This window comes from Caballeronia choica, assembly GCF_001544535.1.
GTDB lineage: Bacteria > Pseudomonadota > Gammaproteobacteria > Burkholderiales > Burkholderiaceae > Caballeronia > Caballeronia choica.
Map to the genome: position 1 here is coordinate 1 of NZ_FCON02000090.1, position 24290 is coordinate 24290.

Here is a 24290-nt window from a genome sequence, read left to right on the forward strand (position 1 = left end):
CCGCCCCAACTGCTTCATCGATCGAGGAACGGCCGCAGTTTGTCGGCACGGCTCGGATGCATCAGCTTTCTCATCGCCTTGCTTTCGATCTGACGAATCCGCTCGCGGGTCACGTCGAACTGCTTGCCGAGTTCTTCAAGCGTGTAGTCCGACGCCGTGTCGATACCGAAGCGCATGCGCAGCACCTTCGCCTCACGCGGCGAAAGCGCGTTGAGCGCGTCGTCGATCGCTGCGCGCATGTTGGCATGCACGGCGGCGTCCGCCGGGGAAGCCGCGCTCGCGTCCTCGATCATGTCGCCGAGCGTCGCGTCGGCATCTTCACCGACCGGCGTCTCGAGCGAAACCGGCTGCTTCGCGATCTTCAGGATGCCGCGGATTTTCTCTTCCGGCATTTCCATGCGCTCGGCCAGCACGGACGGGTGAGCTTCCTGTCCAGTCTGTTGCAGGATTTCACGCGAGATGCGGTTCAGCTTGTTGATCGTCTCGATCATGTGCACCGGCACGCGAATCGTGCGCGCCTGGTCCGCGAGCGAACGCGTCACGGCCTGGCGTACCCACCAGGTCGCGTACGTCGAGAACTTCCAGCCTCGGCGGTATTCGAACTTGTCGACCGCTTTCATCAAACCGATGTTGCCTTCCTGGATCAGATCCAGGAACTGCATGCCTCGGTTCACGTATTTCTTCGCGATCGAGATCACGAGACGCAGGTTCGCCTCGATCATTTCGCGCTTCGCCTGCCGCATCTTCGACTCGGCCGCCATCATCTGGCGGTTGATCTTCTTCAGTTGTTGCAGGGGCAGCGCGACGCTCGCTTCGATGTCGATGAGCTTTTGCTGTTCGGCCTGGATCGCGGGCAGACTGCGTTCGAGCGCCGCGCCGAATTCGCGCGACGACGTTGCCGCCGCCGTCTTCGCGGTCCAGCCGAGATCGGTCTCGTGTCCCGGGAACGACTCGACGAACTTCTCGCGCGGCATGCCGCAGCGATCCACCGCGATTTGCAGGATGCGCCGCTCGACCGCGCGCACTTGCGCGACCTGCTGCTGCACATCGGCGCAGAGGCGGTCGATCGTGCGCGCGGTGAAGCGAATCGGCGCGAGCTCGCGCTGGATCTCTTCGCGCACGCGCGCAAACGCTGCCACGCCCTTCTCGTCCGTCGCGCGGCCGCGCGGCATGTGCTCGGCCAACTCGCGCACACGCGCGAAGATTGCGAGGCTGTCGCTCGCGAGCTGCTTCAAACGCGCTTCATTCGCTTTGGTCGAATCGGCGGCTTCGAGATCGCTATCGTCGTCGCTGTCGGTATCGTCGGAATCGGTCGTTTCGGTATCGACATCGGCAGTCGCCGCGGTATCCGTCGCGGACGCCGAGGCCGACAATTCTTCTTCGCCGCCTTCTTCATTCAGGCCGTCGACGAGTTCGTCGATGCGCAACTCCCCTGCTTCGACCTGTGCGGCGTTGGCGAGAATGGTCGCGACCGTGGCGGGACATGCCGCGATCGCCTGGATCATTTCGTGGAGGCCGTCTTCGATGCGCTTCGCAATCGCAATTTCGCCGGCGCGCGTGAGAAGTTCGGTCGCGCCCATTTCGCGCATGTACATGCGCACGGGATCGGTGGTGCGGCCGAACTCGGAGTCGACCGTCGAGAGCGCGACTTCCGCTTCCTCGTCGGCCTGGTCGTCCGAAACGGCAGCGGGCGCCGCGTCGTTCAGGAGCAGCGTCTCGGCATCGGGCGCCTGCTCGTAAACCGCCACGCCCATGTCATTGAACGTGCTGACAATGGTTTCGATCGCCGCTGTCTGCGCGAAGTTGTCGGGCAAGTGATCGTTGATTTCCGCGTGGGTCAGGTAACCGCGCTCCTTGCCCAACTGGATGAGTGCGCGCATCTGGCGCTGCCGCTCTTCGTCCTGCAACGCCGTGGACGCGGCGTCCAACGGCAGCAAGGCTGCGGCAGCCTTGCCCTTCGACGCGCGCCGGGCCGGGGTTTTCCGCGCGGATGCGGCCGTGTCTGGCCCTGAATCTTCCCGATCAAAACTTGCCATACATTCTCCTGGACAGGTTTGCTCGGCGACGGCGAGACCGGTGGCTACAGGCATCGCGGCCTGCGCCACGCAACTTCACGGCGCAAGCACCCACGACTTTGTAGGATCGCAGCGAGCAAAGAACGCGACCCACTCACATGCGCGGGCCGGTTTGAAACTGTGCGCAAATCGCGCAACCTTTAATTATAGGCGCACTTGTTGCGTCGCAGCAATAAAAATTTAATCGGCGACGGTTAACAAGGGTTTCGAGGCAACCTTGGGTCGGCAGATTTTTGGTGCCGCCCTCCCCCGAAGCTCGTTTATTCCTGCAATCGGGCGTTCTGCGGAAACATCGCGCGGCGGGCGTCGCCGTCCATCTCCGTCTTGAATTGATGTGCCGTGCGGAGCGCTTCCGCACGCACGGCGGCCGGACGTGCGTTGATCTCATCCAGCAGGCGCTTTACGTGCGGCAATTTGTCCCATGCGTCGGCGCCAAGCACGAACGGCACCGCGCGAGCCCAGCCCCATACCGCCATATCGACGATCGTGTATTCGTCGCCGAGCATGTAGCGATGCTCAGCGAGACGCGCGTCGACGATGTTCCAATGCCGCCAGGCCTCGAAGTCGTATCGGTTCACCGCGTAATCCTTCGGCGCCGGCGCAAAGTGCTTGAAGTGAACGGCTTGTCCCGAGTATGGACCGATTCCGCTCGCGACGAACATCAGCCATGAATACATTTGGGCGCGCATGGCGGGCGTGTCGGGCGGCAGGAAGCGACCCGTCTTTTCGGCGAGATACAAAAGGATCGCGTTGCTGTCGAAGACGGTCGCGTCGCCGTCGACCAGGGCCGGAGTCTTTGCGTTGGGATTCACCGCGATGAAGGCGGGAGCATGCTGCTCGCCCTTGCGGGTATCGACGGGTACGAGTTCGTATGGCAAGGCGGTTTCCTCAAGCATCAAGGCGACTTTCGCGGGGTTCGGAGACGGATGGAAGTAGAACTTGATCATCGAGCGTGCCTGTTTTGGAAAGGTGGGGGAATTTGGGCGGGTTGGGTTCGGATTGGGTGCGGTTGTTCCTAGAGACATGGTCGCACTGTTTCGGTCCACGGATGCGGCGTAGATGGCTTCACGAACCCGAAATGTGGCGGATGGAGATAGACATCGCGTGAACTTGTTCGATATGCGGGTCGGGCGGCGTGCAGCAACTGTCCTTGGCAATCGTCACGCCGACGATATCGTTACCCCAATGGTGTCGGGACTTCGCTGATTTTCTGCATAGCTGCATAGGTTAGGTTCGGATGTCTTAGCATGCGACACGCTGCATGGGCGCTACGTCTTTATCGCGATAAGGCGACCGGTGCCCGGCGCACCCGGAATTCCTGTCTGCGACACGTCGATCCAGTATGGGTTTGATTCTGCGGTATCGGATGACAAGGCATGCCGACGACCGACCATTCTTTGAAATCTAACTCAAACACGGGTCCGATTTGGGGCTTTTCAGCGAGCGTACGATTCTTGTTTCCATTCTGTTTTTCTTGGAAGCGGCTTTGCGTGAGCGCCGGCATTTTGGGTTGCTATTTCCGGTTGGCTTGCAGCGCCGGGTTGCCTCGGAATAGTCGGGGACGCTTGAGCGAAGTTTCCGCTTCGCAAGTGGGACAGCATTGCCTCGTGATGCTACGGTCCTGATCTTGATCAGGAGTGCGCTTTGACAGTGCACCTTATGAGATTGAGAATTTGCGAACTGACATAGTGGTTTCGATGTGCAGACTACGCCCGCGATACGTGTTGTGGATGGGGCAAATTGAGCCAATTGAGTTTCAGAAAGGTTCACCTATGTACAGCTTCGATATATTAAATTTGGATAACTAACTGTACCTCCTTAGAAGGCGATCTCGGAATGCTGATGCTGGCTTGGAGGAGGTATTGCATGTTAATTGCTGGTTCGCCATGAAGGCCGCTGATCCGGATGTTCGCGGCGACTCGTGTGGGCGCCTGGAGTGTCCGGATTCGGACCTTCGACATGGCAGGAGTCGGTGGCTTGGACCACGGACGCGGCCGGGGTTGCCACAAGATCGCAAGTCGACTCATGCAAATGCAAACCTCGGTCTCAGCGCTCGTTGTTATGCTCACTTGCGCGGGCCGAGCGTGCGGCGAAAAACGGGTTCGCCAGCGCATGCCAGTCGCAGGAACCGCTTCATGTCGATCAAGCGTTGATCGATTGCCTCCGTTCGGACGGGTTTGGTCAGGTTCATATCATTCCGAATAAGGGATGTCGCAACTGACGCGATTCGCCCTCCCCCTTTCAACGAAAACTCCGATTCCCGTTCTGGCGTTGCAGGCGCGATGCGCCCGCTTTCCAGGGCATCCACGAATTCAGCAGACCAGTTCCCGACGCGAATACGTGGCGTCGACTCTCGGTGATCATGCACCGCGATTTGAGCCGCGTCTTCCGACACCTCAAACCGACGGCCGTTCGAGGCATCGAAAAAGACCTGACCGGTGTGTCGCGCGACGATGGCATCGATTAGCGCGGCGCGAACCCGGGTGGTGTCGGCCTTTGCCTGGGCGGCGTGTTTGCTTCGAATCTGATGCCCGAAGTCGACAGGCGAGCGAAGTAGGGCGCGGAGATAGTTGATCGGACGAGTCGCTTTCTGCAGATGAATCCATGTGGCTTCAACCACGTCGGAGAGTCGTTTGAGGTTGAGCTTCGCTTCACGCATCAATCGAAAAATCAAAAATTCATGAAAACCCAAGCTCAACAGGCGCTGGAGGTCCGCAGGCAGTCGTGCTGGTTGTCTCTTTTGATTAGTAGGGTATAGATCCTTATATATAGCGCCGTCTGCCACGGTGGCAGACGGGGGCGTGAAAAAGCACGGTGCTTCGGCGAAGGCGGTTTCGGGCACAGGACAAGAACCCGCGGTCAAAGACTCGCTGCTCGACTCATTCACCAATCCTAGAAGCGTGGCTGCCTTGTCCGTGAGGTGCAGGTACGCGCGCCCGAAGAGACCGGCGTCGCCGTGACGCTTTTGGGGCGGTCTCACGATGAATCCGCCAGTTTCGAGATCGTCGAGGCTGCGATAGAACGTGCGCATGGATTGCAGAGCGCGTCCAGTGAGCAGTTCGCGCCGGGCAAAGATGGCGGCGAATGGGCGGTTGGCATCCACGGTACGAGCAAGGGCTGCAAGTAGTGCCCGCGCTCGCGCGGGCAACGCTGCGACGTGGTTGGCCCGATGAGCGGCGCGGAAAATGATCCAGGGAAGGTTGGATCGATCGCAGGCGTATTCCTCGAATGCCGAGTGATCGTTATCAAAGCTGTCCGGATTCGATGGGCGAAGACGATCGCCATCCTCGCCGGCAACAGGAAGTTGCGCGATAAGCATGTCCAGTGCGTCCATTTCAGAAAAAATGGAAGACAAACGCTTGACTGGCGAACGCTATTCGCTACACTTCGAGGTGTGCACTCGTGACCCGATTGGCGTCGGGAAGCGTAACGGGCGAACGACAGTTAAGCCCGATATTCAAAAGCCTTCGGTTGGCGCCGAAGGCTTTTGTCTTTGTGAAGCAAATAAGCTACATGGGTGTCCTCTGTGCGGATTTGAATCTAAGTCATTGATTCTTAAGCAAACTCTACTAGATCTGTCGGCGTCCTGGGTTTTGCATATTTCTAAGTCATTGATTTAGAACAAAAACCTACTAGCAACTCAGTCGCCTGTCGAATCGCTCAGACTTTTGTTGATGAACTCCGTGATTCGCTGCGCCCACTCCTGAGCGTCGGAGGCATCTCTTTCAAAGAAGCGCACGCCGACGACGCCGTTTCGGGCCGACACTTCGCAAACCTTCCGCTTTCCAGATCTGATGACGGTTGGCGCCGTCGAGACCGTGCGTTGTTTCTCGGTTGCGAATGCGACAGCCCGATCCTGCGTGAAACTCTCGTCGTCGACGAGTCGTCGAACCGCTTCGATTACCTTTTCCGCCTTTCCGGCTTCTGTCAGCGCCGCCAGCTTCTGCGCAGCATTGCTCCCAAGTCGCTCGGGTTTTTCTGCAAGGGCGGCCTTCGCGACATCGGGTAACGCGTCGAACGAAAAAATCCGCGTCACATGGCTTTTGCTCAGGCCGGCGCTTTCTGAAATCTCCGCGCGCGACAACCCCGATAGCTCCTGCAATCGCTTGAAGTTCCAGTACTTCTCGAAGTCCGTCAGCGAGGGCGAGAGCAGGTTCGAAAAGAAAGCGGCGAATTCGATTTCACCTTCTTCGATCGAGGCAATATTGGCGCGAATCGTCCTGCGGCCCAAGTCCCGATAAGCCGCAACGCGGTTGTGTCCCGCGACGATCTCGAAGCGGTCGTCAGGCAGTGGCCGAACGAGAATGGGCGTCGCAAGCGCGTGTAGCGCCAGGTTGTTCTTCAGTTCCTGATATTGCTCCGGCGTCAGCTTTCGTCGGCGCCCGCTGATTTCGACGAGCGAATCAATGCTCACCTCCAGCGCGGCCTTGTCCTCGAGCTGAGCCTCCAGTTCCTTGATTCGCGCTTGCGCCGAGTTGATGCGGTTCTGCGCATCCATCAGGCGGCCCGGCGACGTTCGTGGTTCCGAATTGACCGGCCTGGGCGGGCTCGCATCCGTTGGCTTCGCGCCTACGTTCGCGGTCTTTGCAAGTAACCTGTCCCCGATGCCCATTTAATCCTCCGTTTGATTCCACGAGCGGACGAACTGAGCGTCCAGATGCTCCGCCAGCCGATCGAGCGGTTCCTTGAAGCGGTTGTATGCCGCCGTGCTTCCATCCGGTTTTGAGAGGTCATAGACGGTGGAAAGCTGTGCCGAGGCGCCCTTCGGAACCGTCGATTCCGGAATTTCGAAAGGCAACACGCGATCTCCATAGGCCTTCTGAAGCCACCCGCGGACGACACGCGAGACATCGTCCGATTTCGCCTTCGTCATGATCACGTTGACGAAGTCGAAGCGCTTTTGCTCGAGCACGCCCGGTAACTTTTTGGCGATGTCGGCGAAGAGGTGCCAGAACTGTGTCGAGCTGGCGAAGTCCAGCGCTTCGGGCGGGCAGGGCAGAAGGATGGCGTCGGACGCAAGGAGCGCGTTAATCGTGAGATAACTCAGCGCGGGCGGCGTGTCGATAATGATGACGTCATAGTCCGACGCGAGCGGCGTCAGTCCTTTTTGCATGATCTCCCAGAACTCGAACGTGCTGTCGTTGAGCACCTTGGCGGGAATTTCAAACTCCGCATCGAAGAGCGACGACGACGCCGGGATCAGATCGAGGTTGTGCCAGTAAGTCTCCTGGACCGCGTAATGCAGGGTATGCTGGTCGCCGTAGATGAGCGGCAGCAGGGTCTGGTCGTCGGAAATTTCGGCATCGGGCGCCCAGCCGCACAGTTGTGTCGTCGTGCCTTGCGGGTCGCAGTCGATCACGAGTACCTTGCGGCCCAGTAACGTAAGCGCCTGGGCCGCGGAAACCGCGGTCGTGGTCTTCGCGACGCCGCCCTTGAAGTTCGCGACGGTGACGATGCGTCCGCGTTTACCCTCGGGTCGCTGGGCGCGCTCCGTTGTCGCCCTGACCCAGGTGAGGGTTTCCGCAAGCGTGAATTCCTTGCTGCGGCCAGCGCCCTTCGACGTGCCTGGCGGCAACTCGCCTTTGGTGGTGAGATACTGAAAACGTTGCTTGTCGAGGCCGCAAAGTGATGCGACTTGGGCGCTGGTAAAGGTGGGCGCACTTTTTCGCGGATACGGTTCCAGCATCGCATCGCGAATCTGGTTAAGGATGTCAGTGGCTTGGGCAGCCACTCCCAAGAGCGTTTCGATCGAAACGGATTGGTCGACTTCGGGAAGCCGAGCGCTTAACATGGAATTCGCAGTCACTGGCAGGCCTGGGTAAGCAAAAAATTCTTCGGTTTGTGTGGAAGATGCTGCAAACCGAAGAATAAACGGCGAACCGGTAAACCTCAAGTAAACTCTGAAGTGTTGTTGTGACGCGTCCGCAGGCATTGAGCCTGACTTTTGGCCCTGTTTTGGCTGAAATCGGCCCTAATCAGTCGATTCGACGCCGGTGCTCGGAAGAAGGGCGTCGATTGCCCTGCGCCGCCGTGCCGCGTTCGAGACGTACAGTGCAGTCGTCGACAGGCTCGCGTGGCCGAGATTTTCTCGCACGTCGCGCAATTCCGCGCCGCGGTCGAGCGCGTGATTCGAATGCGTATGGCGCAGCCAATGGGTGGTCGCCCGCATCAGGTCGCGCGACGCCGCCGGCGACTGGCTCTCCAGCCGTGCTGCCGCCCGCGCGAAAATTCCCTTGTAAATCTTGCCCAAGCCATCGGCGCTCAGCGTTTCTCCTGTGCGCGCATGCGCCAGCAAAGGCGTACCGGCAGGGCAAGCGCGCGGTTCGGGCATGCCCCGCAAGCGCAGGTTTTCCCGAAACGCATCCATCAGCGCGCGTGGAATCGGGACGGAACGTTTGGCTTCCCGCCGGCCGGGCACGATCAGTTCCCAGGCATCGGCGGCGTGCTCTGCGTCTGGCGCGCAGACGAGATCGCCCGTCGTGGCCGAGGCGAGTTCCGTTCGCCGCAAGCCGGTTGCGTAGGCGAACAGCAGCGCGACGTGGTCGCGATGTCCGGCCGCCGTGGAGTCCGCGCAGGGCGTCGCCGACAGGACAAAGCGCCACTGCGCATGGCCCAGTGTGCGTCCGGAGGCGTCGAGTGCGGCCGGCTTCGCGATCCGGCGGATTTCGTCGAAGGGATTGGAGGCGAGGTAGGCCACGTCGACCAGCCAGGCCCCGAGCGCATTCAGAATGGTGCGGGCCGTTTCCCGGCTACGGTCCGACAACGCGCCGAGAAACGGACGCCATTCACGCTGGAAACGCTCCGCGCGGGCTCGGCCGACCCACATCCCGGCCGGCTGCGGGTCTTTCAGAAAGCTTTCGACGTACTCCGCACAGTCGGTCTTCGTCAGCGACGAAATCGGCTTACCCTTCGCGACGACACTCCAAAGAAGGAGCCGCTCCGCCTCGCGCCGATACGCCCGCGCGGTGTGTACGCTGTTCGACGGCCGCGACAGCCAAGCCTCCACGGCCTGCAGATCCGTCTTCGCGCCGATCCGGTTCGGCCCGGACGCCCGATTCGCGCCGTGTTCGCCGTCCAGCGTGGCGGGCGGCCGAAATGCTTCGAGCGGCACAATGCGCGCATGTCCATCCGAAACCGCCGGTCGCGCGCGCGTGAGCGCCGGATGGCCCGCGGGGAGTTGCCTGCGCGGCACCAGCGCGAGCGGCGAAAGCGCGTGCTGGAGTGCTTGCGCGTGAAGTGACAGCCAGTCGGTGATTCGCTGCGCGCCCCGCGGACCCAGGCGCGGCACCGCCGTGTACCAGCGGTGCCGGCGCGCCTCGATCAATTCGAGCAGATCGGCGAGCGTCACGAGCCCCGCGCTCGCCAGCCGACCGGCGACCGCCGGTTCGAACCAGCCGTCGAGCGGGTGATCCGGCCGAGGCTCCTGCGCGAGGCTGGCTTCCATGCGCGCCAGTGCATCGGCCTGCCGCCGCCGCAACCGGGCATTGCGAGCGATTCGCCTGTCGACGCGGGGCGACGCATCAGGCGGATATTCCGCCCGATACAGGTCGAGCAATTCCGATTCGCCAAAGACGCCGTCCGGGTCGACGCGGTCGCGGAAGTCCTCGAGCGTCGGCAAGTCCGGCGCTCCGTGTAACTCGGCGAGCGGAATGCTGCCGGGCCTCAGCCTGAGCAGATGCGCGGCCTCGACGTCGCGCGCGCGCCGCGCGAGGACCGAGAGCGTGTCCCGCAGTGTGGCGATCAGGCGGCGCGTCGCGCGCACGTCGGTGCTGCCGTCGCCGTAGGTTGCGTGCAGTTGCGCGTCGGCAACGCCGTCCAGATAGCCCCGATACAGCGCGAAGTGCTGGCGAGTGAGCCGGCGTAGCGGCTGGGCTGCTTCGCCGTCGATGTGCGTCGGCGGGCGGGCTTTCTGCGTCGACAGGGGAGGGCGCGAAGGGGAGTCGGACGCGGATTTCGGCACGGACGAAGAATTAGCTGTTAAGGATCAACAAGTTGCACGAAGGTTATCAATTGGTTTCGAATTCGACAAGTAAAATCGCTACATCTGATAAGTACTGTTATCAGGTGTAGCGGAATGGCGCGGCTGAATCTTGGCCGATGTCCGCCCTTCAAACTTTCGGCAGCGTAGTTTCAAGCGCTATCAAGACCGGCTTGAGACCAATTGGAAGCACCGAGACCAATCCTCCCGCGTTGCGCGGGGCACTTTTTGTTTGGCGAACGAGGCGGGCGTGCGGAGCCGCGCCCTATGTCGACAAATGCACCGATGCACAGCGTTATCAGTCGCCATGCCATGGAAATACAACTTGGTGGACCGCCGAACGTTGTGCGCCGCGAGCGTCCGGCGCAAAGCATCCCGCAAGTAGTGCGGCCAAGAACCGCATTGCTGCCCCGCGGAGGCTGCCGCACGCGAGCCTCATGACAGCGTCATCGTCATGAATACACTGTTGGGATCGGCTCGATAGTCAGCGAAGGGGCTGCATTCCGTGAAACCGAATTTCGCATAGAGTCTTCTGGCGGGAATGAAGAAGTCCATTGCTCCGGTTTCCAGACTGATCCGTTGGTAGCCCTTTTCCCGACACCTCGCAACGATGTGTCGCAGCAACCGCGATGCAACCCCTCGTCCCTGATATGCCGAGGCTGTCCGCATTGATTTCAACTCGACGTGATTCTGATCGAGTTCCCGGATCGCACCGCAGCCCGCGACATTGTCCGCGTCCCACACTGCCCAAAACGAGATTTCCGGAACGCGCAGACCATCGAGGTCGAGCGCATGCTTGCTCTCGGGCGGCGTGATGGATTTCATTTCTGCAACGTGCTCCTCGAGCAACCTGATGATTCGAACGTCGACGAGACGACTGTCCTGTTTGATTTCCATTCCTTCTACTCTCTTCATGGGAAAGCCTTTGAATGCCGGACTTGACACCCGCGCGACCCATTCACCCGCGAAATAGCGCGGCAATGAACGCATCGTCGAAGTGGAGACTTGCTGCGCCGGATCGATCAGAAGTGCCGCCGCGAAAAGAGCACCCCGCTGAGTCGCGAGAATGCCAGCCTTATTCCGCCACCTTCCGAGCCGCTTGGGTAATCCGCGATCGAACAACCCCAATCGCCTGCTTGAGCGAATACAGATCATGAAAGTATCGCTGCGGAATTCGTATCTGGCTGGCGTGCGCGTCGATGTCCTCGATTTCAATGCGCCATTGAGCGATCTGGGCCGCGCTCGGTCGACGGCTTCGCCATATTTCATCTTCCAGCGCCTTGATCTCGCGATACCAGACCACCAGCCGATGTTTTATCCGGGCCTCCGCCATGCGCGGCAACGCCTGCAGCAAACCAAGCAGCAAGGCCATGAAGGGGAGCAGGATCAGCAGTCGCCTCTCGACAAAGCTGGCCAGCCAGAATGGAAGGTAGCGCTGCAAAAAGGGACGGCCGGATTTGAAGTAGCGCGTGCTTTCGTCGGAAATGGGAAATTCGTCGGTACCCAAGTTGGGAAATGCGCCGCGCGGCGTGAAGTAGTCTTCACCGCCGTGGACCGTTTTCGCGGCATCCAGCAGAAGATAAGCCAGGGCAGGGTGGAGAGTGTCCTTGGAAACGAGCAGCGCCGTGGCGGCGAGCAAGGTGACGTCCGTCTGCGGAAGATCGTTGACGATGCTGGTCGAGGCGCGCGGGAAGATCACCTTGGAGAGAGACGGGAATTTTTGCACCAGCGCATCGGCCTGGGCGAAGCTCATCAGCTTCAGGTTGCTGTTCAGGAGCGTCTGCTGCATCGGGGCGTCGGGTCTGCCGATAAAGAAAGCGGCATCCAGCTGACCGTCTTCGAGGGCCTGATATGCCTTGACCGCATCCATTTCCGCCAGCGTGGTGTTCTGGCCATCGATGCCGCTATAGCCGAGCAAGACCGTCGACACGTGAAGGAGGCCGCTGCCGGGAACGCCTATGGAAATCCTTTTGCCGCGCAGTTGCGCCAGCCGGTTGACGGTGTCTCCGCGATAAAACACCCAGATCGGTTCAAAGGAAACGGCGGCGATCGTTTGCAGATAGTCTGTTTCTTTGGGACTCGTCGTGCCTGACTGTATAAAGCCCACTTCGTATTGGCTGTCGGGATCCTTCAGCCGCTGATAATTTTCTACCGAGCCCGATGAACTCCGGATATCGAGCGTAATGCCTTCGCGCTTCAGGATCGGGGCATAGCGATCCGCAAAGCCGCGATAGATGCCGTTGTCCGCTCCGGTCGTGATGACGATCGTCCGCTGGATGGCGGGCTTGAGCACTATCGCTAAGCCCCAGCCCAACGCGGCAAGCAGCACTATCGCGCCAACGATGAGAAGCCGCCGGCGTTTCGGCGGCATCGGGGCTTTCCGGCTACGCTGAAGCGCGGGGATTTGCCTGGGCATCGTTCGGCGTCTCGTGCGCGGGTGTCGTGCGCGGTGTCGTGTTATCCATCCTACGATACCAGAATGGCCTATGGCGACAACGCCATCGCATCAAGGGCGCGGCACGCAGCACTGCCCGACCACGCCGCCTAACCTCCGGCCGCGAGTTGCTGGTTTCGCTGCGTCAGGAAGGTGATCAAGCCATCGACGCCGTGCTGCGCGATCTGATCGGCAAATTGCTGCTTGTAGACCTGGATGAGCCACGCGCCGAGTATGTTGATGTCATACACGCGCCAGCCTTGCGGTGTCTTATAGAGTCGATAGTCGAGCTCGACCGCCGATCCATTGTTGATGATCGACGAGCGCACGACCACATCGGTATCGTCGGGCGAAGCGCGGAACGGTTGATAGGTGATCTCCTGATCATGCACTTGCGCCAGTGCCCCTGAGTACGTGTGTATCAGGAGCAACTTGAATTGCTCGGTGACTTGCGCCCGCTGCTCGGGTGTGGCCGAAGCCCAATAGCGACCCATGACAAGACGCGTCGTGCGAGTGAAATCGATGTACGGCAGGATCTTCTCGTTGACCAATTGGGTAATGCGAGTCAGGTTGCCTGCCTGAATCTCCTTGTCGGACTTGACTTGAACGAGGACCTGCTGCGTGACGGACCGGATCATGCCGTCGGGCGACGACATGTATTCGGATTGCGCGGAGGCAAGTGCGCAGAGCGTGGCGAGCATCGCAAGGAATGCGGCTCTGAATGGTTTGCGTGTCATGTCGCGCGCTAAAAAAGGTGAGGTCGAGGAATTGCGCACTTGAACCTGGATCAAGGACGCCCTTGGCTGGCAATGCGAGCAATTCATACGAAAGCGAAGACCGACAGACCGACAGACCGACCGAATACCGGTGCTCATGTCGGTATCGACCTCCATCATCCATGCTGCCAGAGAATTTAGACGCCCGCATTTCAAGCGCTTGTCGCGATAGCCTTAAAAATAGGCTTGCTGCGGCGCGCGGGCAATCGGACCTTTGGTCTGCTCGTTCGCGTGCGAACACAGTCGGCCGCACTGTTTCATCGGAGTAAACGATCGCGGCGTCGCCTCGATTTTTTGTTTACGCTGCTGCTCCGAACGCGTAGTCTTTACTTCATACCTGCATTGGTGAATCCCAATTGCGGAAGGCCACAAGGGAAACGCCAATGCGCTTGGGCCTTGACGCATATCGGTAATCATTGCGCACTGAAGCAACGGGGCTTGGCAGGTGGCGCACGTCCTGGTAAGTAATCAACGAAAATACGGGCCCTGTGCTCAAACATTCCGGTTACGACGGGCACCCGCTCATTGCGATTCAAACGCGGGTGCAAAAAATCCGGCACCGCCGTCGAGCGTTTCGATCGCGACACAATCCGTGCACACAATGCGGACATAGCAGGAGCGACACCATGACCATGGTTCACGCCGGAGCTGTCCTCACGACCCAACCGCATACCAAACCGGCGGGCGATGCGCCCGCGCCCGATGCGCAGATCGCGCAGATCGGCCTCGACGATGCGCAGCAGCTCACTTCGCCCGTCCGACAAAACCGGCGTGGCGAAAAGAGAAAAAGGATCGGCGCATTCCTCGCGCTGTCCGCGTCGCGCCTGCGTCGGTACACCTCGCAGTTGGGCGCACGCAGCGACGCCGAAAATGCCCGGCCCCCTGCATTGAACGGTTCCCCGGACATTACTCGCTCACCGCTCGGCGACGAGCAGTTTTGCAACACGCTGGAACTGCTGCCATTCGCCATTCTGGTGACCGATCAGCGTGGTCAGATCGTGTTCGCCAATGCGGGGACCGAGAAGCTGTTTGGCTACAGCCGCGAGGAATTGATCGGCCGCACGGGCGACACGCTCATCCCCGGATGGCGCGGCGGCATGCATGTCGTCGGGCAAGGCGACGGGGGCGGGGCCCATCCGGTGCGCGCGGTGAGCGGCATCCGCGATATGGTCGCGCGACGCAAGGAAGGCACCGAATTTCCCGCCGAGATCACGACCAATCCCGTATCGTCCGATGGAGAAGCGCTCATGCTGACGGTCGTCATAGACCGCACCGAGCGATACGAACTGCAGCGCAACCGGCAGGAGCTTGCCCATCTGACGCGCGTGTCGACGTTGGGCGAATTGGCGGGGTCGCTCGCCCATGAGTTGAATCAGCCGCTCACGGCCATCTTGAGCAACGCGCAGGCAGCCCAGCGCTTCATGGCGATGGAGCCGATCAACCTCAACGAAGTGCGCGAAATACTCCGGGACCTGGTCGAAGACAATCATCGCGCGACCGAAGTCATTCGACGCATCCGCGCCCTCGTGAAAAAAGGCGAACTCGAGGCTGCGCCGCTCAGTCTTGCCGACGTCATCGGCGATGTCGTGTTGCTGCTGCACAGTGATGCAATCGTGCGCGGCATCCGCGTGTTTCTGGATGTCGATTCCGCGCTGCCGCCGGTTCGAGGCGACCGGGTGCAGTTGCAGCAGGTCGTGCTGAACCTGCTCCTGAATGCATTCGATGCGATGGAGTCTCACGCCGTCGCCGACAGCGCGGTTGCGGTCGTTGCTTCGCTCGATAGCGACGGCTCAGTGCGCGTCGCGGTGCGCGATCAGGGAGCCGGCCTCGCGGCAGACATCCTCGACAGGCTTTTCATTCCCTTCTTTACGTCGAAGCGGGATGGGCTCGGACTCGGACTGTCGATCAGCCGGTCGATCGTCGAAATGCACGGCGGGCGTATCTGGGCGGAGAACAATGCCGACCGCGGCGCCACGTTCTATTTCACGCTACCCTCCGAGGCTGCGTCCGGTGCCGCTTCAGTGGGGTAACGTCCATCGAGGCGAAGCGGTCCGTCACGCTCGCGCGCGCGTCCATCGGGCACGAGCGCGCGCCATTCGCGATGATGAAAAAGAAATCCACTACGAGCAGGAATAATCAGGCCGGGCCAAACGGGGCTCACAACGCCCCCACGCCTACTGGCCGAAGAAAATCGGTTTCGTGCCATCGTTGGCTTGCGGACGCATGACCGCCGCGCTGCCCGATTGCGACGTCCCCGCGCCCGACGGGCCATATGCGGTATCGCCTTGCGCGCTCACGCGAGCTTCGGCGGCCTGAATATCGGACGGATACGACGGATCCTCGCCGCCTGGGCGATAGCCCGCCTGTTCGATCTGCTGCAGTTCGGCGCGAGTCTGCGCGCGGGTTTCCGGAGCGCCCGTCTGCTGCGCGAGCGACACAGCCGAAGCGGCAAGGCCCGCAACGGCGACAGCGACACAAACCAGTGACTTCATGATGCGCACCTCCGACAATGTTCTCGCCCGCCCCGAACGGCCCCGTTCGCAGCCAGCCCGTTAAGTCTAGGCGCGCCACCCTTCAACATTAATACAGACGTAACGGCGGCGGCCCTTCGTCAGTCATTCAATAGCAATCGAGTCAGCGCCACGGGCGTTCGTTCGTCGTGTATCGTCTGAACGTGTACCGCGCAAGGCGGCTTTTTCGACGAGAGTGCATGCGATGCTGACAATCTGGGGCCGGGCGAACTCGGTCAACGTGCAAAAGGTGCTGTGGTGCTGCGAGGAGCTTGGCCTGCCGTTCGAGCGGATCGACGCCGGCATGCAGTTCGGCCGCAACGACGAGCCCGGCTACCTCGCGATGAATCCGACGGGCCGGGTGCCCACGCTCGTCGACGGCGACTTCGTGCTGTGGGAATCGAATTCGATCCTCCGCTATCTCGCGCTGCAATACGGGCAGGGCAGCGCGCTCTATCCCGCCGACCCGAAACTGCGCGCGGGCGTCGATCGCTGGCTCGACTGGACGCTCTCGACGCTCCAGCCCGCCGAGCGCCCCGTGTTCTGGAGCTACGTGCGCACGCCGCCGTCCGAGCGCGACATCGTCCGCCTGAACGCCGAAACAGCCGCGGTCGCGCATCTGTGGCGGGTGATCGACGCGCAATTGCAAGACCGCGACCATCTCGAAGGCGATAGCTTCACGCTCGCCGACCTCGTGCTCGGCGCCTACGTGCGGCGCTGGTACGGCATCGAGGAACTGCCCGACCGCCCGGCGCTCGCGAATCTCGAACGCTGGTACACGCGGCTCGGCGAGCGTGCGGGCTTCCGGAAGTACGTCGCCGCGCCGCTCAGTTGAACGCCGCTTCCATGACCTCACGCGACACCACGCTCGCCATGACCCTCACCCTGCACACCTGGAACACGCCGAACGGCCGCAAGATCAGCGTCGCGCTCGAAGAAATGGAACTGCCCTACACCGTGAAGACGGTGAATATATCCAGGGGCGAGCAGCACGCCGCCGAGTTCCTGCGCATCAGCCCGAACAACCGCATTCCCGCCATCGTCGATCCCGACGGCCCCGGCCAGCAGCCGATCAGCGTCTTCGAATCGGGCGCGATCCTCCTCTATCTCGGCGAGAAGACCGGCAAATTCCTGCCGGCGGGCCTGCGCGAACGCGTGCCCGTCCTCGAATGGCTGATGTGGCAGATGGGCGGCTTCGGTCCGATGCCCGGACAGGTGCATCACTTTCGCATGGTCGAGACCGAATGCGACCGGCGCTACGGCCTCAAGCGCTACTCGGACGAGACGCGGCGCCTCTACGGCGTACTGGACCGGCGGCTCGGGGAAGTGGAATACGTCGCGGGAGAACTGTCGGTGGCGGATTTCGCGATTCTCGGCTGGGCGTGGCGGCACGAGCGCCATCAGGTTTCACTGGACGATTTTCCGAACGTCAGGCGCTGGTACGAAGCGCTCTTCGCGCGGCCCGGCGTGCAGCGCGGCTTTGCGGTCAAGCTCGACGACGCGGCCTGAACGTCCGCTTTCCCGCTGTCAGACGCGCGTGCCGAGCCTACACTTGCCTGTCCCGCGCCGTCCAACGCTTGCCAACCGGGTTCCGGCCCACCGCGCATGGTCAACGACCTCTGGTACAAGAACGCGATCGTCTACTGCCTGTCCGTCGGCACCTTCATGGATGCGAACGGCGACGGCATCGGAGACTTCCAGGGGCTGATGCGCCGGCTCGATTACCTGCAGGGACTCGGCATCACGACGATCTGGCTGATGCCGTTCCAGCCGTCGCCATGCCGCGACAACGGTTACGACATCTCCGACTACTACAACGTCGATCCGCGCTACGGCACGCTCGGCGACTTCACGGAGTTCACCCACGCGTGCCGCCAGCGCGGCTTGCGCGTGTTGATCGATCTCGTCGTGAATCACACGTCGGACCAGCATGCGTGGTTCAAGGAAGCGCGCCGCGATCCGCAGTCGAAATATCGCGACTGGTACGTGTGGTCGAAGAAGAAGCCCGCCAACGCGAAGGACGGCGTGGTATTTCCCGGCGTGCAGAAATCGACGTGGACCTACGACAAGGAAGCGTCGATGTGGTACTTCCACCGCTTCTACGATTTCCAGCCCGACCTGAACACCGCCAACCCGTACGTACAGGCCGAGCTGCTCAAGATCATGGGTTTCTGGATCCAGCTTGGCGTCTCGGGATTCCGGATGGACGCCGTGCCCTTCGTCATCGCGACCAAGGGTGCGCAAGTCAAGAAGCCGGTCGAGCAGTACGACATGCTGCGCACGTTCCGCGAGTTCCTGCAGTGGCGCGAAGGCGACGCGATCATCCTCGCCGAGGCGAACGTCCTGCCCGACACCGACATGCAGTACTTCGGCGACGAAGGCGAGCGGCTGCAGATGATGTTCAACTTCCAGGTCAACCAGAACACCTTCTATGCGCTCGCGAGCGCCGATACCGGGCCGCTGAAGAAAGCGCTCCTCGCGACGAAGGCGCGCGCGGCGACCGCGCAGTGGGGCGTGTTCCTGCGCAATCACGATGAACTCGACCTCGGGCGGCTCGCGCCGCAACAGCGCGAAACCGTGTTCGCCGCATTCGGCCCGGACCCCGGCATGCAACTATACGAGCGCGGCATTCGCCGGCGCCTCGCGCCCATGCTCGACGGCGACCGCCATCGCCTCGAACTCGCCTACAGCCTGATGCTGACGCTGCCGGGCACGCCCGTCGTGCGTTACGGCGACGAAATCGGCATGGGCGACGACCTGCGCCTGCCCGAGCGCGAGTGCGCGCGCACGCCGATGCAATGGTCGACCGAACCGCACGGCGGCTTCACGAAGCATTCGCGCCCGGTGTCGCGCGTCATTTCGGGCGGGCCCTACGGGTTCGAGCGCGTCAACGTCGCGAGCCAGCGGCGCGATCCGAATTCGCTGCTGAACTGGATGGAGCGGATGATCCGCATGCGCAAGGAAGTGCCCGAAATCAGCTGGGGCGATTTCGCGATCCTGCGCACCTCGCGCGACGACGTGCTCGCGATCCGCTTCGACTGGCGCAACAACTCGGTCGTCTGCGTGCACAACTTCAGCCCGGCCGCCTGCACGGTGAAATTCCGCGTCGGCCCGGCCGCCGGGGATACCCGCACGCTCGTCAACCTGCTGTCCGACGATCACGGCGAGGCGGACGCGGCGGGCCGTCATGCCGTCGTGCTGGAGCCTTACGGCTACCGCTGGTATCGCGTGGGCGGGCTGGATTATCTGCTCAAGCGCAGCGAAGTCTGAGCTTGTCCGACATTTGCGCTGAAAACTGTCGGCGCGGCGCCGACATATGCGCTGCGCCGCGTCTTGTCGTATGCCTCAAACGCCCGCCGTACAAGGCTCTCCCGGAACTGGCACGTTCGGTGCATTGAACACAATGTGGTATCCGCAAACCAGCTCCGGTCGAAGCGAGGTGCATTGTGTCCAGCATTCAGCGTGAAGCGCGCGGCGTTGAGCCGCGTCTGCAAGGCATCATCGATGCCATCCGGCTGTGGGTGAGCGGCGTCTTCCGCGCGCTCGGCCCGATTCTCATGCGCAGCCTGCCAATCGGCTTGCGCGCGACTAAGTGGTTCGCCAGTTCGCCCGGCGACTGGACCGGCTGGCTCTTTCACTGGACGTGCGTCGTGCTGGGCATCCCGTTCTGCTACATGATCGCGACGGCGGTCCTCACACCGCAGCTCTTCGTGCCGCCGATCGACGCGCCGCAATCGCTCGTCAAGCGCGGCTATACCGAGGAGTTCCTCGCCAAGCGCGTTACGGCGAGCATGGACGAAATCGGCCGCAAAGCCACGGTCTCGATTCCACACGAGGTGATCACCGGAAACGACTCGCAGCCCGAGATCCAGGTGCCGGGCCAGGAGCTGTCGTACACGTCGACGGTCTATTTCCTGAAGAAAGTCGTGCAGCGGCCGGACGTCGCCGTGCGCGTCGGCATCACGGAGGACGGCGATTCGTATGTCGCGCACGTGCAGGTGGAAGGCGGCTCGTTCGATCATCGCGAAGGCACGGTCAAGGCCGCGTCGCGGGATGACATCGATGCGTTCATCCACGATATCGGCGTCGAGGCGATGCGGCTCGCCGAGCCGAACATGCTCGCGAGCTACCTGTTCTCGGCCGTCGAGAAAACCGGTTGCGACCGTGACAAATGCGACTTCCGGCAAGTCGAGCGCATCTACGACGAAGTGCTCAAGCTACCCGTTCCCGAGCAGGCCGAATGGGCGCTTGCGGGCAAAGGGCTGATCCTCATCACCCAGGCACACTGGAAATCGGCCGAAGAGCAGAGCCGCGAGGCGCTCGCGATGCACGAGCATTCGGCGATACTGCGCACGAACCTCGCGGTCGCGCTGGAACAGCAGCAACAATACGACGAAGCGCTCGCCGAGTTTCGTGCGAGCGCGGCGTCGAAGTCGCGCACGGCCGAAACGCTGCGCCTCTGGGGCGACGCGCTGATACACACCGGCCATCCCGAGCAAGCCTTGAAGCGTTTCGCCGAAGCGGCGCGCATGCGGCCGGACTTCACCGACAACCTGCACGACTGGGGCGAGGCGCTCGTCAAGCTCGGACACTACGACGACGCGATCAAGAAACTCTCGCGGGCAGCGGCGCTCAATCCCGACCTGGCGCCGTCGTACATCGAATGGGGGCGCGCGCTCGAAGGCAAGGGCGACCTGCGGGGCGCGGCGTACAAATACGCGCAGGCGGCCGATCTCGATCCGCACAACCAGTCGGCGCGCGACTTTCTCGCGGCGGTGAAGGCGAAGGAAACGCAAGGCGCGGGCGACGCGGGCAAGGCCACCGCGAATGCCCGCCCGACGATACTCGACAATGTGATCAACGTGAGCGCGGTGCCCGCTGAACTCGAATAATCGAGGCCGCGTTTCTCCGAAGGCCGTTCCGGTGCGATCCGGAACGGCCTTTTCGTTTTGCGGCGTCAACCGCGCGTAATATTGAGCGCGAAGCCCGATCACCGAAAATCAACGTCGCGCGCCGACTGGGGACACCGAAATGAGCACCGGCATGTATGAAGAAGGACTCGACAAGAACGCCGCCAACTTCGCGGCGCTCACCCCGCTCAAGTTCATCGAACGCGCGGCGACGGTGTATCCGGCGCTGCCTGCGATTGCCCACGGCGCCGTGCGGCGGACCTGGGCCGAGACCTACGCGCGCACGCGGCGTCTCGCGTCCGGGCTCAAGGCGCGCGGCATCGGCGCGGGCGACACGGTCGCCGCGATGCTGCCCAACATCCCCGAGATGGTCGAAGCCCACTTCGGCATTCCCATGCTCGGCGCCGTGCTCAATACGCTCAACACGCGGCTCGACGCGGCGACGCTCGCATTCATGCTGAATCACGGCGAGGCGAAAGCCGTGCTGATCGACCGCGAGTTCTCGGCGTTGATGCGCGAGGCGTTGAAGAGCGTCGACCATCCGGTCCTCGTGATCGACGTCGACGATACCGAGTACGGCGGACCGGGCGAGCGCATCGGCGAACTCGACTACGAGAGCCTGCTCGCTGCCGGCGATCCGGCGTTCGAGTGGTCGCCGCCGTCCGACGAATGGAACGCGATCTGCCTGAACTACACATCGGGGACGACGGGCAATCCGAAAGGCGTCGTCTATCACCATCGCGGCGCCTACACGAACGCAATCAGCAACATATTGGAATGGGACTTGCCGAAACACGCGGTGTATCTCTGGACGCTGCCGATGTTCCATTGCAACGGCTGGTGCTTTCCGTGGACCGTGGCCGCGCGCGCGGGCGTCAACGTGTGCCTGCGCCGCGTCGACGCGCAGACCATCTTCGACCTGATCCGCAGCGAAGGCGTGACGCACTACTGCGGCGCGCCGATCGTGCAGAACCTGCTGGTGAACGCGCCCGATTCGATGAAAGAGGGCATCACGCACCGCGTCCATGCGATGGTCGCGGGCGCGGCGCCGCCCGCCGCGATGATCGAGGGCATGGAGCGGCTCGGCTTCGAGCTGACCCATGTCTACGGATTGACCGAGGTCTACGGACCGGCGACCGTCTGCGCGCAACAGGCGGCGTGGCGCACGCTCGACATCGGCGAACGCGCGCGCCTGAACGCGCGGCAAGGCGTGCGCTATCACCTGCAGGATGCCGTCTCCGTGCGCGATCCGCTCACGATGCAGCCCGTGCCCGCCGACGGCGAGACGATCGGCGAGATCATGTTTCGCGGCAACATCATGATGAAGGGCTACCTGAAGAACCCGGCCGCGACAGAGGACGCGTTTCGCGGCGGCTGGTTCCGCACGGGCGACCTCGCGATAGCCTGTCCCGACGGCTACGTGCGCATCAAGGACCGCAGCAAGGACATCATCATCTCGGGCGGCGAGAACATTTCGAGCATCGAAGTGGAAGACGTGCTGTACCGGCATCCGGCGGTGCTCGCAGTGGCGGTCGTCGCGAAACCGGATGCGCGCTGGGGCGAGACGCCGTGCGCGTTCGTCGAGCTGAAGGCGGGGGCGACGGCGAGCGCCGCCGATCTCGTCGCGCATTGCAAGGCGCATCTCGCGGGCTTCAAGGTGCCGCGCGCGATCGAGTTCTGCGAGTTGCCGAAGACATCGACCGGCAAGATCCAGAAGTTCGAGTTGCGGAAGCGCGCCGGGTCGGTGACGGCCATCGACGTCTGACGGAGCGGACATGAGCGAGACACCCTTGATCGTCCAGCACGACGCGTACGGCCTGCCCGGTGTCGTGCGCCTCACGCTGAACCGGCCCGGGGCGTTCAATGCGTTGTCGGAGGCGATGCTCGATGCGTTGCAGCACAGTCTCGACGACGTGGCGGCGTCGGACGCGCGGGTCGTCGTGATCGCCGGCGCGGGGCGCGTGTTTTGCGCGGGCCACGACCTGAAGGAGATGCGCGCGCAACCGTCGCTCGACTACTACCAGCGGCTGTTCGCGCGCTGCTCGCGGATGATGCTCACGATCCAGCGCATGCCTCAGCCGGTGATCGCGCGCGTGCACGGCATCGCGACGGCGGCGGGCTGCCAACTCGTCGCGATGTGCGACCTCGCGGTGGCCGCGAGCGATGCACGCTTCGCGGTATCGGGTGTCAACTACGGCTTGTTCTGCGCGACGCCGGGCGTGCCGCTCTCGCGCAACGTATCGCGCAAGGCGGCGTTCGAAATGCTCGTGACCGGCGAGTTCATCGACGCGCAAACTGCGCGCGAACGCGGCCTCGTGAATCGCGTGGCGGAACCCGAACAACTCGACGATGCGACCCGCGCGCTCGCGGCGAGCATCTGCGAGAAGCCGCACGCGGCGATTGCGGCGGGCAAGGGTCTTTTCTATCGTCAACTGGAAGCGGGCATCGAGACCGCGTACCAGCTTGCCGGCGAGACGATGGCGTGCAACATGATGGACGACGACGCGCTGGAAGGCACGCAGGCGTTCATCGAAAAGCGCACGCCCCGTTGGCGCAAGACGTAAGCCGCAGGGCGCGTTCAGCCCGTCTTCAGCACCACCCTGAAACGCGCCGCGCCGCTCATCATGCGGTCATACGCTTCGGCCGCGCGCGCGAGTGGAAACTCCTCGATCATCGGCTTGACACCCGAGCGCGCGCTGAACCCGAGCGTGTCCTCCGAGTCCGACGACGTGCCCGACGGCCAGCCCTGTACCGAATGCCGTCCCATGATGAACTGGGTGATCGGCACTTCGACCGGTTCTTCCGATACGCCGACCATGATCAGCTTGCCGTTCAGGCCGAGGCCGCCGAGCGTCGCGTTCATCGCCTTGCCGCTCGTCGCGGTCGCGAGGATCACCTTCGCGCCGCCAAGCGCAGTGAGCGCCTCCGCGACGTTTTCCGTGCTGCTGTCGATGTAGTGGTGCGCGCCCAGTTGCTTCGCCAGCGGCGCCTTGTCCTTGCCGCGCGCGATCGCCACGGTGTGAAAGCCCATCTTGTTCGCGAACTGCACACCAAGATGCCCGAGCCCGCCGATGCCGAGGATCGCGACGACATCGCCCGCTCGCGCGCCGCTGTTGCGCAGCGCATTGAAGGTGGTGATGCCGGCGCACAGCAGCGGCGCCGCGTCGACATCGGAGAGATCGTCGGGAATGCGCGCGAGCGCCTGCACGGGCGCGACCATGTAGTCCGCGTAGCCGCCGTCGTAGCTGATGCCCGGCACGAGCGCGCGCTGGCATAGAACGAAGTCGCCGCGGCGGCAATGCTCGCAATGGCCGCAGTGCCCGCCATGCCAGCCGACGCCCACCCGCTGCCCGACCTTCCATTCCTCGACTTCGGAACCGATGGCATCGATGACGCCGGCGATCTCGTGTCCCGGCACGCGCGGATACTGGATGCCCGGCCAGTGGCCTTCCTTCGTCATCGAATCGCTGTGACAGATGCCGCAGGCCTGCACCTTGATCCGGACGTGTCCCGGTCCGGGCTCGGGCACGTCACGCTCGACGAGTTGCAGCGGGCCGCCGGCTTCCCTCACTTCAACCGCCTTCATCTTTGTCATTGCATTTCTCCG

General features: G+C 62.5%; 18 protein-coding genes. 7 read left to right on the forward strand and 11 right to left on the reverse strand.

Translation table 11 applies throughout. The annotated features are described in order from the left end of the window. Positions 1-14: 14 nt before the first annotated feature. The 9 genes from rpoD to AWB68_RS29145 form a co-directional block, all read right to left on the reverse strand. Positions 15-2036, reverse strand: coding sequence for an RNA polymerase sigma factor RpoD (rpoD, locus tag AWB68_RS29105; protein ID WP_087647788.1), 2022 nt, complete (start codon positions 2034-2036; stop codon positions 15-17). A gap of 299 nt (positions 2037-2335) precedes the next feature. Next, positions 2336-3022 (reverse strand): glutathione S-transferase family protein, encoded by a 687-nt coding sequence (locus AWB68_RS29110; protein WP_087647789.1) that lies wholly within the window; start codon positions 3020-3022, stop codon positions 2336-2338. Between the two features lie 1118 nt (positions 3023-4140). Then, a complete protein-coding gene (locus tag AWB68_RS29115) occupies positions 4141-5394 on the reverse strand; it encodes a hypothetical protein (protein WP_087647790.1) in 1254 nt (417 codons plus the stop codon). Between the two features lie 321 nt (positions 5395-5715). Beyond that, complete coding sequence (locus tag AWB68_RS29120) at positions 5716-6687, reverse strand: ParB/RepB/Spo0J family partition protein (RefSeq protein WP_087647791.1); 972 nt, start codon at positions 6685-6687, stop codon at positions 5716-5718. Further along, on the reverse strand, positions 6688-7866 hold the full coding sequence (locus AWB68_RS29125) for a ParA family protein (protein WP_087647792.1): 1179 nt from the start codon (positions 7864-7866) through the stop codon (positions 6688-6690). Positions 7867-8046: 180 nt separating this feature from the next. Further along, positions 8047-10035, reverse strand: a complete 1989-nt coding sequence (locus AWB68_RS29130) for a site-specific integrase (RefSeq protein ID WP_235028557.1) — start codon at positions 10033-10035, stop codon at positions 8047-8049. Positions 10036-10488: 453 nt separating this feature from the next. After that, positions 10489-11175: a GNAT family N-acetyltransferase gene (locus AWB68_RS29135; protein WP_235028558.1), complete on the reverse strand. Its 687-nt coding sequence runs from the start codon at positions 11173-11175 to the stop codon at positions 10489-10491. Next, a complete protein-coding gene (locus AWB68_RS29140) occupies positions 11129-12424 on the reverse strand; it encodes a TAXI family TRAP transporter solute-binding subunit (protein ID WP_235028559.1) in 1296 nt (431 codons plus the stop codon). Before AWB68_RS29140 ends, AWB68_RS29135 begins: the two co-directional genes overlap by 47 nt. A gap of 173 nt (positions 12425-12597) precedes the next feature. Then, positions 12598-13224, reverse strand: a complete 627-nt coding sequence (locus tag AWB68_RS29145; protein WP_087647795.1) for an MlaC/ttg2D family ABC transporter substrate-binding protein — start codon at positions 13222-13224, stop codon at positions 12598-12600. 665 nt (positions 13225-13889) lie between these two features. On the opposite strand from AWB68_RS29145, the gene AWB68_RS29150 reads away from it, so the two are divergent. Beyond that, positions 13890-15293 carry a two-component system sensor histidine kinase NtrB gene (locus AWB68_RS29150; protein WP_235028560.1) on the forward strand — a complete coding sequence of 468 codons (1404 nt, stop codon included), beginning with the start codon at positions 13890-13892 and terminating at the stop codon, positions 15291-15293. A 144-nt stretch (positions 15294-15437) separates the two neighbouring features. Here AWB68_RS29150 and AWB68_RS29155 read toward each other — a convergent pair whose 3' ends face one another. Beyond that, a complete protein-coding gene (locus tag AWB68_RS29155; RefSeq protein ID WP_087647796.1) occupies positions 15438-15755 on the reverse strand; it encodes a DUF4148 domain-containing protein in 318 nt (105 codons plus the stop codon). Between the two features lie 223 nt (positions 15756-15978). On the opposite strand from AWB68_RS29155, the gene AWB68_RS29160 reads away from it, so the two are divergent. The 6 genes from AWB68_RS29160 (at position 15979) to AWB68_RS29185 (ending at position 23247) form a co-directional block, all read left to right on the forward strand. Next, the gene (locus AWB68_RS29160; protein ID WP_087647797.1) at positions 15979-16608 is read left to right on the forward strand and encodes a glutathione S-transferase family protein; all 630 of its coding nucleotides are present in this window, start codon (positions 15979-15981) and stop codon (positions 16606-16608) included. Between the two features lie 38 nt (positions 16609-16646). Further along, the gene (locus AWB68_RS29165) at positions 16647-17282 is read left to right on the forward strand and encodes a glutathione S-transferase family protein (protein WP_087647811.1); all 636 of its coding nucleotides are present in this window, start codon (positions 16647-16649) and stop codon (positions 17280-17282) included. A 96-nt stretch (positions 17283-17378) separates the two neighbouring features. Further along, positions 17379-19043 carry an alpha-amylase family protein gene (locus AWB68_RS29170; RefSeq protein WP_087647798.1) on the forward strand — a complete coding sequence of 555 codons (1665 nt, stop codon included), beginning with the start codon at positions 17379-17381 and terminating at the stop codon, positions 19041-19043. Positions 19044-19219: 176 nt separating this feature from the next. Then, entirely contained in the window at positions 19220-20665 is a 1446-nt protein-coding gene (locus AWB68_RS29175; RefSeq protein ID WP_087647799.1) for a tetratricopeptide repeat protein, read from the forward strand. Between the two features lie 139 nt (positions 20666-20804). Next, a complete protein-coding gene (locus tag AWB68_RS29180; protein WP_087647800.1) occupies positions 20805-22448 on the forward strand; it encodes an acyl-CoA synthetase in 1644 nt (547 codons plus the stop codon). A 10-nt stretch (positions 22449-22458) separates the two neighbouring features. Beyond that, entirely contained in the window at positions 22459-23247 is a 789-nt protein-coding gene (locus AWB68_RS29185) for an enoyl-CoA hydratase (protein ID WP_087647801.1), read from the forward strand. Positions 23248-23261: 14 nt separating this feature from the next. Here AWB68_RS29185 and AWB68_RS29190 read toward each other — a convergent pair whose 3' ends face one another. Next, positions 23262-24278: an alcohol dehydrogenase gene (locus AWB68_RS29190; RefSeq protein ID WP_087647802.1), complete on the reverse strand. Its 1017-nt coding sequence runs from the start codon at positions 24276-24278 to the stop codon at positions 23262-23264. Between the last annotated feature and the right edge of the window lie 12 nt (positions 24279-24290).